General features: G+C 61.1%; 12 protein-coding genes and 3 pseudogenes. 8 read left to right on the top strand and 7 right to left on the bottom strand.

Features of this window, described 5'->3' with window-relative positions; translation table 11 throughout:
* Positions 1-2: 2 nt before the first annotated feature.
* Positions 3-1,178 (top strand): hypothetical protein, encoded by a 1,176-nt coding sequence (locus ACFQH2_RS11145; RefSeq protein WP_377053619.1) that lies wholly within the window; start codon positions 3-5, stop codon positions 1,176-1,178.
* A gap of 122 nt (positions 1,179-1,300) precedes the next feature.
* On the opposite strand, the gene ACFQH2_RS11140 is transcribed toward ACFQH2_RS11145, so the two are convergent.
* On the bottom strand, positions 1,301-1,813 hold the full coding sequence (locus ACFQH2_RS11140; RefSeq protein ID WP_377053618.1) for a universal stress protein: 513 nt from the start codon (positions 1,811-1,813) through the stop codon (positions 1,301-1,303).
* Positions 1,814-1,872: 59 nt separating this feature from the next.
* Positions 1,873-2,271, bottom strand: coding sequence for a hypothetical protein (locus tag ACFQH2_RS11135; protein WP_377053616.1), 399 nt, complete (start codon positions 2,269-2,271; stop codon positions 1,873-1,875).
* Positions 2,272-2,372: 101 nt separating this feature from the next.
* Between ACFQH2_RS11135 and ACFQH2_RS11130 the strand changes: the two genes are divergently transcribed.
* From ACFQH2_RS11130 to ACFQH2_RS11115, 4 genes are all read left to right on the top strand, one after another.
* Positions 2,373-2,579: a hypothetical protein gene (locus ACFQH2_RS11130; protein WP_377053614.1), complete on the top strand. Its 207-nt coding sequence runs from the start codon at positions 2,373-2,375 to the stop codon at positions 2,577-2,579.
* Between the two features lie 215 nt (positions 2,580-2,794).
* Positions 2,795-4,336 carry a glycerol kinase GlpK gene (gene glpK / locus ACFQH2_RS11125; protein WP_377053612.1) on the top strand — a complete coding sequence of 514 codons (1,542 nt, stop codon included), beginning with the start codon at positions 2,795-2,797 and terminating at the stop codon, positions 4,334-4,336.
* A 274-nt stretch (positions 4,337-4,610) separates the two neighbouring features.
* Positions 4,611-5,255, top strand: a complete 645-nt coding sequence (locus tag ACFQH2_RS11120) for a saccharopine dehydrogenase family protein (protein ID WP_377076744.1) — start codon at positions 4,611-4,613, stop codon at positions 5,253-5,255.
* Positions 5,252-5,665, top strand: coding sequence for a hypothetical protein (locus ACFQH2_RS11115; RefSeq protein WP_377076743.1), 414 nt, complete (start codon positions 5,252-5,254; stop codon positions 5,663-5,665). The genes ACFQH2_RS11120 and ACFQH2_RS11115 overlap by 4 nt, the downstream gene beginning before the upstream one ends.
* A gap of 8 nt (positions 5,666-5,673) precedes the next feature.
* Here the strand turns inward: ACFQH2_RS11115 and ACFQH2_RS11110 are convergent, their stop codons facing one another.
* The 5 genes and pseudogenes from ACFQH2_RS11110 to ACFQH2_RS11090 form a co-directional block, all read right to left on the bottom strand.
* Complete coding sequence (locus ACFQH2_RS11110) at positions 5,674-6,132, bottom strand: universal stress protein (protein ID WP_377053608.1); 459 nt, start codon at positions 6,130-6,132, stop codon at positions 5,674-5,676.
* A 97-nt stretch (positions 6,133-6,229) separates the two neighbouring features.
* A pseudogene (locus tag ACFQH2_RS11105) lies at positions 6,230-7,758 on the bottom strand (cryptochrome/photolyase family protein).
* Between the two features lie 84 nt (positions 7,759-7,842).
* Positions 7,843-8,644: pseudogene (locus ACFQH2_RS11100) on the bottom strand (aldo/keto reductase).
* Positions 8,645-8,976: 332 nt separating this feature from the next.
* Entirely contained in the window at positions 8,977-9,354 is a 378-nt protein-coding gene (locus ACFQH2_RS11095; RefSeq protein ID WP_377076742.1) for a hypothetical protein, read from the bottom strand.
* 37 nt (positions 9,355-9,391) lie between these two features.
* Positions 9,392-9,535 (bottom strand): hypothetical protein, encoded by a 144-nt coding sequence (locus tag ACFQH2_RS11090; RefSeq protein WP_377076741.1) that lies wholly within the window; start codon positions 9,533-9,535, stop codon positions 9,392-9,394.
* A gap of 542 nt (positions 9,536-10,077) precedes the next feature.
* Between ACFQH2_RS11090 and ACFQH2_RS11085 the strand changes: the two genes are divergently transcribed.
* The 3 genes and pseudogenes from ACFQH2_RS11085 (at position 10,078) to glmS (ending at position 14,563) form a co-directional block, all read left to right on the top strand.
* Complete coding sequence (locus ACFQH2_RS11085; RefSeq protein ID WP_377053600.1) at positions 10,078-11,034, top strand: transcription initiation factor IIB; 957 nt, start codon at positions 10,078-10,080, stop codon at positions 11,032-11,034.
* A 792-nt stretch (positions 11,035-11,826) separates the two neighbouring features.
* Entirely contained in the window at positions 11,827-12,426 is a 600-nt protein-coding gene (locus ACFQH2_RS11080; RefSeq protein WP_377053598.1) for a DUF7344 domain-containing protein, read from the top strand.
* Positions 12,427-12,724: 298 nt separating this feature from the next.
* A pseudogene (gene glmS / locus ACFQH2_RS11075) lies at positions 12,725-14,563 on the top strand (glutamine--fructose-6-phosphate transaminase (isomerizing)).

Here is a 14,563-nt window from a genome sequence, read left to right as displayed (position 1 = left end):
ACGTGGTAGTCGAGATTGCACCTGACCTCGCACTTTCGGCACTCGACGTCTCGGACCTCATTCTGGAGGTCTCGGCACCGGAGTACAGTCCGGGCGGAATCGAAGATGTTGTGGACTCGCTGACACAACCGGAACTCTGGCTCGGTGCACTGGCAGGCGGCGCGTTTGGTGCCGCACTCGGTGCGCTTCCAGCTTTCGTCTTCACCGGCTTCCTCGTCATCGCGGGGTCGCTGGGTGGTGGCGGCTTCGGCGTCGGCGTCGGGTTCGGCCCCGTCTTCGGCCCCCACATCAGTTTCGCTGGCGGTGCCGCAGCAGCGGCGTACGCGGCCAGTCGCGGAAAGATGGAATCCGGCTTCGACTACCATAACGGGAAAGACATTACGTTTGCGTTAGGTAGTAGACCGGATATACTGGCCGTCGGGGCCGCATTCGGTGCGTTCGGACTGCTTCTGGAACAACTCTCACGCCAACTCGCGCTACCGCTCGATCCGATCCCGCTCAGTATCGTGATCAGCGCGCTCGTCCACCGACTCGTCTTCGGCTACAGCGTCATCGGTATCGTCAGCGACAAAGCCGACGGTATCCTCGATATGTCGCCGTTCGAGCGCGAAGAGACGCGTGACGCCGGCGAAGTCGTCGGTGACGGTGAGAAAGACGGAGCCGACCGTCTCGCAGTCGAGCCGTGGCTGCCGGAGATGTACAAGTGGTCCCATGTGGCGACGATCGGCGTGGTCGCCGGTCTCGCAGCCGCGGTCATCACGCACAGAATGATCGTCGGCGCTGGCCACGGTGGCGTGGCAGTGTTCGCCGGCTTCGGTATCAGCGCAGCATCACTGCTGTTCCTGAACCTCGGAATCGGCCGGATCCCGGTCACCCACCACATGACTCTGCCCGCCGCGACGGCGTACGCGGCGACGAACGAGTCGACGATGACTGCCCTCGGTGTGGATCCGTCGGCAGGGATCGCGTTCGGTGCGGCAGGAGCGATCATCGTCGGTGCAATCTTCGGACTCTACGGTGCGCTGGCAGGCGAGTTCCTCCAGCGTATCTTCTACGCTCACTCCGACACCCACTTCGACCCGCCGGCGGCATCCATCGTCGTGACGACCGCGACGATCGGTATCCTGTTCCTCGCAGGCATCTTCGCCTGGGGAGTCTGGGTCCCCGGTACGGTCTAAGTCGGTAACTCAGCCGTCTTTTTTATTGTGTCTCGCTGATCGATAGCGATAGCCACGGAAAATATCGAATCTCGGTTACGTGCCGTCAGGCGATGGCACTGTCGTTTCTACTGGATCGGCCACTACTCTTCGGCCTCGGCCCGCACCGTTACAACGGGGATATCCGACGTCCGGACGACCTTCTCGGTGATACTCCCGAGCAGATATCGGTCAGCACCCGTCCGTCCATGCGTCCCCATCACGACGAGATCGATCCCTTCCTCGGCCGCGTGATCGAGGATTACCTGATAGGGATCCCCCGAGTCGACGACCGTCCGGGTATCGATCCCCTCAAGCTGTTCGGCGGTGTGTTCGACCACCGCTTCCCCCTGTTCTTCGAGCGCTTCACGGGTCTCCTCCGGCATCGGCTGTTGGCCGACCATCCCCGGACCGTTATCCCGACCGTGGCCGCCGACCATGCCGGGCTCGCTCTCGGTGTCCTGGTGGCCAACCATCCCGATGCCGACCTCTGTCGTGTCGATGGCGTAGAGTATGTCGACCGTTGCATCGTACGTCGAAGCGAGATCGCGCACGTGTGGGAGTGCCGCTTCGGCGCCATGGCTACCGTCCGTCGGATAGAGTATCTTGTCGTACATGATCCCATTCAGAATTTTCGGGAGACTATCACAAAAACATATCAGCTAGTGCCGGTGAACTATCGCGGTAGAAGCTGTGATAGCACGGAGAAAGCAACAACCGAAACGAGCGTGCCGACACCGATGGCCGTCAGGAATACGGGGTGCAGATACATGACAGCAATCGTAACCGGCGCACCGAGCAGTAGCGCCGCGCCGACGGCCCCGTGATGGAAGTTCCCGGTCGCCGGATGCTCTTCGAGCGGAACCCTGTCCTCGGCCGGGACCGACATACTGACCTGGTACGGAATGAGAAACCGGGCACCGATTCCCGCTGCGGCCGCGGTGATCGAACTGAACTGGATCCCTCCCGTGAGCTGTAAACTGCCGAAAAACGCGATGACCGCAACGCCGACTGCGGCGGCCCTGCTCCACTGGTCCGCTTTCAGCACGCGATCCGAGAACTGTTCTTCTTGCACAATTCAATCGGCACATTCAGTATATATAAATCTTGTTAGTTCTGACGAAAAGACGTGTGACGAACATAAAGAAATTTATGGGTTCCGGGGTTCGGAAACCTATGCTTGATCGACTCGGCCTTGAACGCCGCGATGTTCGGAAACTGCTCGTGGTCGTCGGCATCGTCGCCATCGTGGTTGCGCTCACCCTGACTGGCGAAACGGTGTTCGTCCGTGCCGTTACCGGTCTCTTTGCAGGTATTATTAGTGCATTTTCATTTCTAGTCGTGACAGTCGTTCTCAACGTATACAAGCCCGATTACTGGTGATGGCCCGAGCGGGGGTGGTCTCTCCCAGTCACGCTCCGAGACGCGACACGGCATTCGAGACCAACCGATCGGCTGTCACGGAACGGCACTGATCCGGTCTGGTGATCGCCGGGGGAAACTTTATATCATATATTGTCAACTTCATTATCAAGGACCTACTGGAACTCCCCACCGGGCTACCGACACTCGGCTGGGGAGAACTCGGACCACAAACCATGACAGATAACACCTACGTCGGCGCAGTCGATCAGGGGACGACAGGAACGCGATTCATGGTGTTCGACCACAGCGGGCAAGTCGTGGCGAACGCTTACGAAACGCACGAACAGATCTACCCGGAACCCGGTTGGGTCGAGCACGACCCCCGCGAAATCTGGGAGAACACGAAAGACGTCACGGTGCTGGCGCTCGCGGATGCGGGCATCAGTGCGGACCAGCTCGAAGCAATCGGTGTGACCAACCAGCGCGAGACGACACTGCTGTGGGACGCAGACACCGGCCGACCGCTCCACAACGCGCTCGTCTGGCAGGACCGCCGAACGACCGACCGCATCGAGACGCTGCAGGACGAGGGTAAAGCCGACGATGTAAAGGAAAAGACCGGTCTCGAACCTGACGCGTACTTCTCGGCAACGAAGGCCGAGTGGCTCCTCGACAACGCCGACCCGATCAAGACCCAGCGCGCACGCCCAGCCGACGTCCGCGACCGGGCAACGGACGGGGAGATACTGTTCGGAACGATCGATGCGTGGCTCATCTACAACCTCACGGGCAACCACATTACGGACGTGACAAACGCGTCCCGGACGATGCTGTTCGACATCAACGAGATGGAGTGGGACGACGAACTCTGTGAGGAGTTCAACGTGCCCCGTGAGATGCTGCCGGAGGTCCGCCCCTCCAGCGACGACGAGCACTACGGTCATACCGATCCCGACGGCTTTCTTGCGGCTGAAATCCCGGTCGCAGGAGCACTCGGTGATCAGCAGGCTGCACTGTTCGGCCAGACCTGTTTCGATGCCGGCGACGCCAAGAACACCTATGGGACTGGGAGCTTCTTCCTGATGAACACGGGTAACGAGGCCGTTACCAGTGAAAACGGTCTCCTCACGACGGTCGGGTTCCAGCGCTCGGGCGAACCCGTCCAGTACGCACTGGAAGGGTCGATCTTCATCACCGGTGCAGCGATCGAGTGGCTCGAAGACCTCACACTTATCGATAGCGCTGCTGAGACCGAAAAGCTCGCGCGCAGCGTCGATTCGAGCGATGGCGTCTATTTCGTTCCCGCATTCACTGGCCTCGGTGCGCCACACTGGGATCAGCGGGCACGCGGGACGATCGTCGGCATGACGCGTGGAACGGGACGTGAACATATCGCTCGAGCGACCCTGGAGGCAATCGCCTACCGCACTCGCGATGTCGCCGAAGCGATGGAAGCGGACAGCGGCATCGACATGCAGAGCCTGCGCGTCGACGGCGGCGCGGTAAAAAACAACTTCCTCTGTCAGCTCCAGTCCGACATCATCGACACCGGTATCGTTCGGCCTCAGGTCGACGAGACGACGGCGCTGGGTTCGGCCTACGCGGCCGGTCTGGCCGTCGGCTACTGGTCCGACCTCGACGAACTCACCGCCAACTGGCAGATCGATCGGAAGTTCGAACCGGAGATGGAGTCCGAGCGGGCCGACAGACTGTACAGTCAGTGGTCGGAAGCGGTCGAGCGGTCCCTGGACTGGGCTGGAATCTCGGATAGTTAGCCTGTCGGGTAAGCGTCGTATCGACGTGTCCAGGGCCTGACTCTGCACGTCCGGTCCGGCGAGTACCGCCCCGATAGTGTTTGCCGGCGTCAAGCACAGCGTCACGGCGAGTCCTGACGTCTCTGTTGCGGTTGCCGTCGTCCTCTGGGGCGTCTTCGAGACCGGTGGCTGGGTCCTGCTCCCGTTCTGATCAGCCAGCGGTCTTCACCGGGGCGATGCGGCGGCGGCACCCCACCGACAGCGCCTTTTTGTTCGTTTGTGACGAAGGACGGCCATGAGCGCCGATTTCCTCGTCTATGGCTCGTACGGCTTCACCGGGTCCCTCGCCGTCGAGCAGGCCCTCTCTCGGGGACTCTCACCGATGCTCGCGGGGCGTCGCGCCGAACCGGTGGAACGCCAGGCCACCGAGTTCGACTGCCCACACCGTGTGTTCAGTCTCGAACATCCGACCGTTATCGCGGATCAGCTAGACGACGTCGATGTCCTATTGAACTGTGCGGGCCCGTTTTCGTCAACGGCTGAACCCCTCGTGTCGGCGTGTCTGGCGACCGGGACAGATTACATCGACGTCACCGGCGAGTACGAAGTCATCGACCGGATCGCCGACCTGGATCGGGACGCCGAACAGGCCGGAGTGACGCTCCTGCCTGGGGTCGGCTTCGACGTCGTCCCGAGCGACTGTCTGGCAGCGAGTATTGCTGGAGAACTGCCCGAGGCGACGACCCTCGAACTCGCCATCGACGGCGGCACGACGATTTCCCAGGGAACCGCCAAAGCACTCGTCGAGGGGCTGGGATCGCCGGGCGCAATCCGTCAGGACGGACGAATCGAACACGTCCCCGTCGCGAGCAAGCGCCGGCAGATAGACTTCGGTGATGGCCCGAAGCCGACGATGACGATTCCCTGGGGGACCTCGTGACTGCGTATCACTCGACGGGGATCGGCGATATCGAGGTGTACACCGCCGTCCCGGGGCCAGCAATCACCGTTATGCGCCGTACGCGACCGCTCGGGCCCGTACTGCGGGCGCAACCGGTTCAGCGACTGCTCAAGCGACTGGTCGAGGCGACAGTTACGGGGCCGTCGGCCGAACAGCGGGCGGAGAACGTATGTCACGTCTGGGGGCGGGTCTCGAACGAGGACGGCGACTCCGTCACTGGACGGCTTCGGACGCCCGATCCGTACGAAACGACGAGACTGACCACCGTAGAGGCGGTGAGTCGACTGCTCGACGATTCCGTATCGAGCGGGTTTCAGACGCCAGCGACGGCGTTCGGTGCCGGCTTTGCGACCGAGTTCGACGAAATCGAACGGATCGACCGAGACTGAATCCGTCGTTACTCCTCGTCTGCGTCCGGCGGCGTCTTTACTATTGAAACCGGCCTGCTGGCCCGTCGGGCGACGCGCTCGGTCACGCTACCCAGTAATCGTCGATACTCGCCCGGACGTTCCTCCGTCCCCAGTACGATCACGTCGGCGTCGACTTCGCTCCCCGTGTCGAGGATCTGTTCGTGTGGGACGCCACGCTCCAGCAGCGTAACGACCTCGATACCCTCCCCGGTGGCTTGCGTTTCGACCTCCGAGAGCACGTCCGTCCCACGCTGTTCGAGCGCGGACTCCAGTCCCTCCCTGTCGTGGACGTACTCGTCGCCGCCGTATGCCTGATAGACGTCCTGATCGATCACGTACAGTGCGTACAGCGTCGCATCGTGCGCCGCCGCGAGTCCGATCGCGTGGCGGGTCGCTCTGTCGGACCCGCGAGTTCCGTCCGTCGGCAGGAGTATGCGGTCGTACATGATCCGTTTGAACTTGTACCGAGCGCTACAAAATACCCCGCGACGGTTCCGACGGCCCGAGAGCGACCCCGACAGCACATATCGGGCGCACGACGGCTCAGAGCTCTCCGCGTCGTGCGCGCTCCCTGAGCGTTTCCGCGCGCTCGCGGATGGCGTTCAACTCGGAGTCGTCTTTGTTGTCCAGATGGCTGTAGACCAGCCCCATCCGGTGGTTGTCCCGTAGTTCGTCCCCGTTCCGGTCGAGGAAGTCCCAGTAGAGCGCATTGAACGGGCAGGCACCCTCGCCGGTGGTCTTGGTGTGGTAGTACTCACACCCGCTACAGTAGTCGCTCATCTTGTTGATGTAGTTCGCCGAGGCGGCGTACGGCTTCGTCGCGAAGATGCCGCTACCGAACAGCCCCATCTCGACGACGTTCGGCGTCGTCACCCAGTGGTAGGCGTCGACGAAGCCAGCGTGGAACCACCGGTTCAGCTGTGCGGGTTCGACGCCGTAGAGCAGTCCGAAGTTCGACAGCACCATCAGCCGCTGGATGTGGTGGGCGTATCCGCGCTCGCGGACGCCCTCGACGCTCTCATGCAGGCAGTTCATCCGGGTGTCGCCGGTCCAGTAGGCGGGCGGCAGGTCCTGCTCGGCATCCAACTGGTTCGCCTCGCCGAGGTCGGGCATCTCCCGTCGGTAGACGTGGCGGACGAACTCGCGCCAGCCGATCACCTGCCGGACGAACCCTTCGACGCTGTTGAGCGGCACTGCGTCGTCCTCGCCCGCTTCGATCACGCGTTCGACGACTTCGGTGGGATGGAGCAAGCCGATGTTCAGCGCCGGGGAGAGCAGGGCGTGATACATGCCCCACTCGTCTTCGACCATCGCGTCCTGATACGGGCCGAAGGCCGGGAGTCGGTCGGTGCAGAACGCCTCCAGGGCGTCGAGCGCCGCCGCTCTGGTCACCGGCCAGCGGAACGGCTCAGGGTCGGCCCAGTCGCCGCCGCACGGTGGGTCGTCGTAGCCGCCGTCAAAGGACTTCTCGACCCACTCGGCGACGGCCTCGGTCGTCTCGTCCGGGGGAACGCGGGTGGCTCCGGCGCACTGAACTCCGCGTCGGGCGTCTCGCGGTTCTCCTCGTCGTAGTTCCACTCGCCGCCGACCGGTTCGTCCCCGTCCATCAGGTAGCCGGTCTTCGTGCGCATGAACCGGTAGAACTCTTCGTGGCGGTAGCCCTCCCGGTCACCTGCCCACTCGTCGAACTCTTCGGGCGAGCAGAGGAACAGTTCGTTCTCGACGAACTCGATCGTCCCGCCGTGGTCGGTGACCAGGTCGTCGAACCGCTCTGCGCCGTTCGCACTCGCCGGTCGCATCGCTACCAGTTCGTCGCGAGGGTGATCGGCGAAGTACCGTCGTAGCCCTTCGTCGAAGCTCTCGGCCTGGTAGTACCGAACCGTCCGCCCGCGCTCCCTGAGTTCGTCCCGGAAATGCCGCATCGCGCTGAAGACGACCGTGAGTTTGTGCGGATGGTACGGTAGTCGGCGGGCAAACGACTCCGCTTCAATCAGCAGGATCGGTTCGTCCGGACGCCGGGCGACCGGCCCACGCTTTCGTAACAGCCCATCGCCGAGCACGAGTACGGTCATCGCCGCCGGTCCCTCCTGAGGATGCGCTCTGCTATCATTCGATATTCGTTACGGCGGAATCGACAAAACCGTTCCCCCGGATACTTACTCCCAGGGCGTCCAGTCGCCGTCGACCACCCGGTGCTCCCGGTCGATACCGTCGATCTTCCGGACGTCTTCCTCGTCGAGTTCGAGATCGACCGCGCCGTAGTTCTCCCGGATGTGTGCCGGTGTCGCCGCTTTCGGGATCACCGCAACGTTCTCCTTTGCCAGTAGCCACGCGAGGCTGACCTGTGCGGGCGTCGCGTCGTGCTTCTCGGCGACATCCTGTATCTCGGGCACGTCGAACACTTCGCCGCGAGCGATGGGCGAGTACGCGACGAGCCAGTGATCGTCCTCGCGGGCGTACGAGCGCAGTTCCTCCTGCTGGAGCAGTGGATGACACTCGACCTGATGGGCGAACAGCGACACGCCCCGATCGTTCAGGCCGTCGATGGCCTCCTCAGCAACTCGGGGTGAAATTGGAAAGGCCGACGTGATCGACGACTCCCTCTTCGGCGATGGCGGCGAGTCCGGACAGCGTCTCTTCGGGATCGTACGTGTTGAGCGGCCAGTGGACGTACATCAGGTCGATAGTGTCGACGCCCAGCCGTTCTGCGCTCTTCCGGGTCGTCGCGACCACGTCGTCGTATCCAAGATTGGCTGTGGCGAGTTTCGACGCGACGAACACGTCCTCGCGGTCGACGGCCGAGTCGGCCAGTGCCTCGCCCACGTAGGCTTCGTTGTCGTAGCCCTGTGCGGTGTCGATGTGGCGGTAGCCGATGTCGAGCGCCGTCTCGACAGCGGTGATGCACTCGTCACGGTCCGTCATCTGATAGGTGCCGAAGCCGAATCGGTCGAAATCCATACTGTACAGTTGGCTGTTCGGCGGGCTTAGTTCCCCCGGAGGCGGCGGAATATGGGCGATTTTACGTCGACGTCCCGGGCGAGAAAGCGGCGGCGCAGGTGGAGGTTTATCTATCCGTAGCCGTAACTATAATACACAACGATGAAGATTCATCGGTTGAAGTGTCGGCTGGGGCTACACGACTGGGAATCTACGTCCCACCGATACGACGACGTCGTTCTGGTCGAAAAGGAGTGTCTGTGGTGTACAGCCGAGACTGCCACTGTGCATTATCCGTTCGAGAGCGGCGACCGGACCGGTGGTTCCGCTCGGACCGAGCACTGACTGATCGATCACTCCTCGCCCGCTCGCGCTGCGAGGACTGCGTGGATCAGTTCCTCCTCGTGGTTCGCGGCGACTCGGAGGACAGCATCGTAAAACTCGCTTCCCGTCAGGTTCCGGACGTCGTGATCAGCTCTGAGCCGTGCGTCCACGAGCGCCTCCACGTCCTCGATGGCCTGCCAGCTCGACGGGCGGACGTACATCGTTTGCTGGGTGGTGGCGTCGAACTCGAACGCTGGCTGTGTGTGGAGTTCGGCGGGCGCTCGCGTGTCCTCGTCGATGACGTCGTCGACGATATCCGCGAGCGATTCGATGCTGATCACTTCGGGCGGTCCCACCGTCTCGTCTGCCCCCGTATCGGCGGCTGACCCTTCTGGCCGATCCGTCACGGTGTCCCTTTCCGACGGAGTGTCCCTGCCGTTCGTCCTACCATCGGAGTCCTTCTCGGTCATCGGCCATCCCTCCGGAGCGACCATTGGTCACTGATCCCGCCCCGGAGCGAGTCAGGGCGACGATCCGGTCGCTGGTCCCGCTCATCCAGTTCGTCGCCCCATACGCCACCGACTGCATTGCGACAATACATCGTGCACATTGTGCAATCCCCCGTCAGTAGACTGGTACTGGTCTAGTAACTACTGCACAGAAGAAGGACATATATCTACCGCCTACCAGACCGATACTGGAACGGACATAGGCCGGGGGCCTCACCTGAGTAGTTCGCTATGTCAGACATTTCACAATGTGTACAATGTGTACTTACGATGCTGCTCATCCGGCGGGAACGACGCTTGCACAGTAGGAACGTCTAATCCTGGCATAGTAGTGTTATAACTGGCCGAAGCGGCCCCAACCGCCCGGCGAGTCACGATTATTGGTATTATTTAGCACAAAGGTGAGAGTACTCGCGCCCGAGCATCGTAAGTAGAGGTATTGTAGGTAACCGCTACGCTGGCGGTGATTATGCACCGAATTATAACGTCGCTAGACACTTTATAACTAAGTCCGTTACACCCAGTTTGTGAGACGAACGATGGTGAGGGTTAAGTACCAGATGCCGGCCTCATCCGACTTAAACCTAACAGTCGGCACCCCCAAAGAGAACCATGACTAACATGAACACATACAGCAGCACGAAGCGCCAGTCAGAGGAGAACATCGAAGACTCCCACGAGGGCTCTACGTGTACGGAGTGTGAGAGCGGGACGCTGGTTCACAACTCCGACCGTCACGAACTCGTCTGTAACGAGTGTGGGCTGGTCGTCGAAGACGAGTCGATCGACTACGGGCCAGAGTGGCGGGCGTTCAACCATTCCGAGCGACAGGAGCGATCCCGCGTTGGTGCACCGACGACCGAGCTGATGCACGACCGGGGGCTGACCACGAAGATCGACTGGCGCGACAAGGACGCGAACGGCCGGACGATTCAGCCCGAACAGCGAAGTCGGATGCAACGCCTTCGAAAGTGGCAACAGCGGATCCGCACCGGCGACGCCGGCGAGCGGAACCTCAAGCAGGCACTCTCGGAGATCTCCCGTATGTCGAGCGCGCTCGGCGTTCCCCACTCGGTCCGGGAGGTTGCGAGCGTCATCTACCAGAAGGCGCTCGACGAAGACCTGATCCGGGGCCGATCGATCGAGGGCGTGTCGACGGCGTCTCTGTATGCCGCCTGTCGGCAGGAAAACATCCCCAGAAGCCTCGACGAGGTGGCTGAGGTCTCCCGCGTCGACCGAAAGGAGATCGGTCGCACGTACCGACACATCTCCCAGGAACTCGAACTGATAATGGAGCCGGTCGATCCCACCCAGTATCTGCCGCGCTTCTGCTCACAGCTAGATGTCGACGGCGAGATCAGACAGCTTGCGAAGGAGATTCTCGAAACGACCGTCGAGAGCGGCGTCCATTCGGGCAAATCGCCGACAGGCTGTGCGGCGGCCGCCATCTATCTGGCGGCCCAGCGGTGTGATCGGGAGATCACCCAGCGTGACGTCGCCGACGTCGCGCAGGTCACGGTGGTCACGATCAGGAACCGATATCAGGAACAGGTCGAGGCGATTGAAGGCGAGCTATAGGGCGCACAGGTCTCCTTTTGCTGCTGCCGATCGCGTATTGTTGGTGATACCGAGACGGTTCCCTGCATGACCCTCGTACTCCGCTTCGCCGGGTCGTGAATCGAGTGCGTGGAGCTGGCGCGTGGCTCGGGCTGGGAGCGTTGGGAACACTTCGCCGAGCGACCGGGATCAGTATATAAGATCGTATTTCTCCTAGATAATATAATCAGCTGGGTGAAATCACACGATCTTTCAATATTAGAGGATCTGTATCGATCTGTTATGTACGGGAGATATTCGCATATGTACGGCCAGTTCAGTCCACGGGTTTCCCCGAGGACTAGCCGATCAATACCGAACTCGTCCACCACGAACGCCAGTTTCCTGTCAGGAGAAACTGCATGGCAGGCTCCGATAAGACACTTGCGAAAACAACATATATTGTGTTTTAGGGCGTTAAACGCCATTTTTCAGGGGTGGACAGTTCTCTACATCGAGTTTCGTTCCGATCGCCTCAGGCCCGGCCGTCGTTACAAAACCCGTCGATAATTCGTGACTTACTGTTCGTTGCGAACTAGCAACCCCAGTATAAGAAAAGGTAAGATGTGATGTGCCGACAGAAGTGAAACCATCACTTTGGTTTGATTAAGTTTACAAAGCATGACGTTGACTACTCAGATAGACAGAACGAATCGATACGCGAAGACAACCCGTACCGCGTAGTAGAACAAAGCAAGTCCGCAACAGACAATGGGGGAAATCATGAACGAGCATAAATGGGAATACGGAGAGCTAACGACTGGGGGAAAGAGTATGACCAGCACTAATGTCGGTCAAACGGCGTCCGAGAAGGCGACACAGTCGCCTGACGAGGCGGAAGAAGAGTCGGCTGAGGTGGAGCAGAGCGAACCAGAGACATCGCAGTTGCCGCTGGACATCATCTTCGAGATACTGAAAAATCGACGGCGTAGACGCGTTCTACACCATCTGAAAGAACAAGAAGATGGATCGATCGATCTCGGGAGCCTCGCGGAGCACGTCGCCGCGCTGGAAAACGACAAATCAGTTGCGGCGCTCACGTCGGGCGAGCGAAAGCGCGTGTACGTCGGACTGTATCAGTGCCACCTGCCGAAGATGAACGACGCAGGGGTAGTGGACTTCGATCGTAATCGTGGCACGATCGAACTCGGGGAGAACGCCGACCAACTCGACGAGTATCTCGACGTGGACGGCGAAGACGAGACGCCATGGCCCCGCTACTATCTGGGAATCACCCTCGTCGGGGCTGGTCTCTTTCTAATCGGACAGGCGGGATTCTACCCGGTCGACTGGCTCGGTACTGCAGTCGTCCTGCTGATGATCGGCGCGCTCGCCGCCTGTGCGGCAGTTCACACGCGTGCTCGTCAGGAGTGAGGACGCTATGCGGGCAGTTTTTCAATCAGAACCATCGGTCGGTTACCGGCGCGTATACGGTTCCTATCCGCTCTAGGCATTTACTGTCGAAACTGCATCTGATCTATAACAAAGAGTAGGGACAGTTACGATTCAGTAACCGTCTCCCGGACTCGCCGGGGCGTACCGAGGACATCCATGATCGTGCTACGAACCGTTACAGACCCGTCGTATCGCCATGCCAATCACTCTCAGGTCCGTACAGGGCCTGGGTCAGCGTCGAGGGATTCCCCGCTCACGGGAAGAGGGCGGTGATAGCATGTGCGGAATCACTGCACGCGTCGGACAGGGCGACGCTCTCGACGAACTACTAACCGGACTCTCGAACCTCGAGTACCGCGGCTACGACTCGGCAGGGATCGCACTGAAAAACGGCGACGGTCTCTGCGTTCACAAACGAGAGGGAAAGATCGACCAGCTCGAATCCCGCGCTCGCGAGGTTAGCCCGGCCGGAGAGATCGGCATCGGTCATACGCGATGGAGCACACATGGGCCGCCGACTGACACGAACGCCCATCCCCACACGGACTGTACCGATTCCATTGCGGTTGTCCACAATGGGATCATCGAGAACTACGACGAACTCAAATCGGGGCTCGAAGACCGGGGGCACCACTTCGAAAGCGAAACCGATACCGAAGTGATCCCGCATCTGCTCGAAGAACACCTCGACGAGGGGCATTCGATAGAAGCAGCCTTCCGTCGTGTCGCAACGCAACTCGATGGTAGCTATGCAATCGCCGCGATGGCGGCCGACTCCGACGCCGTCTACGCGACCCGTCGCGGGTCGCCGCTCGTGCTCGGTCTCGACGACGGCTGTCACTATCTCGCCAGCGACGTCCCTGCGTTTCTGGAGTTCACCGATCAGGTGGTCTACCTCGAGGACGGTGATATCGTGACGCTCACCCAGGACGGCTACGAGATCACCGACACCGAGAACCATCCCATCTCCCGCGACGTGCGGACGATCGACTGGACGCCAGAGGACGCCGAAAAGGGGCGGTACGACCACTTCATGCGCAAGGAGATCAGTGAACAACCCACCTCGCTCGCTCAGACGATCGAAGGGCGGATCAACCTGTCGGACTCCGAGAATAACGAGTCGTCGACGCCGGCTATCAAGTTAGAGGAGTTCCCACCGGGAGCGTTCGCCGACATCTCTTCTATACAGTTCGTCGCTTGTGGCACAAGTTACCATGCAGCACTGTACGGGCAGGCGATGCTGGCCCGCCGCGGCATTAGCTCACAGACGTTCCGGGCTGGTGAGTACGCGATGCTCCCGGCACCGGTCGACGAGGATACGCTCGTCATCGGCGTCACACAGAGCGGCGAGACTGCCGATACGCTCGAATCGCTCCGCCGGGCGATGGAGGGGTGCTCGCACCCTCGCGCTGACGAACGTCGTCGGTTCGACGGCGGCCCGCGAGTGCGACGAAGCACTGTTCATCCGTGCGGGCCCCGAAATCGGCGTCGCGGCAACCAAGACGTTCTCCTCGCAGGTCGTCTCGCTGGGTCTCCTGCTGAGCGGATCTGCGATGACGTTACCGGCCAGCGGTCGGACCAGGCCGATAGTCTGTTGACTGCACTGGCCGACCTGCCGGAGATGGTCAACCGTGTCCTCGACGAGACGAACGCGAAAGACGTTATCAACGCGTACCGGGGGATGGACTCGTACTTTTTCATCGGCCGCGGCATCGCTCATCCCGTCGCGATGGAGGGCGCACTCAAGTTCAAAGAGATCACCTACGAACACGCCGAGGGCTTTGCCGCCGGACAGCTCAAACACGGCCCCCTGGCACTCGTGACGCCGCAAACGCCGGTCTTTGCCGTCTTCACGGGGCGCTACACCGACAAGATGCTCAGCAACGTCGAAGAGGTGCAGGCACGCGGCGCACCGGTAATCGGTATCGTTAGCGAGGAGCACCAGCGGGTGATCAACACCGTCGACGAGGCCATCACCATTCCGGAGAACCATCCGGATATCGCCGGACTGCTCGCGAACGTTCAGTTGCAACTCGTTGCCTACCACGTCGCGAACTCCCTGGATAGAGCGATTGATAAACCCCGCAACCTCGCCAAAAGCGTCACGGTGGAGTAG

It is taken from the genome of Natronoarchaeum sp. GCM10025703, assembly GCF_042661985.1.
Classification (GTDB): Archaea; Halobacteriota; Halobacteria; order Halobacteriales; family Natronoarchaeaceae; genus Natranaeroarchaeum.
Note: the sequence above shows the minus strand (reverse complement) of the source record. Positions and strands in the feature narration are given on the sequence as shown.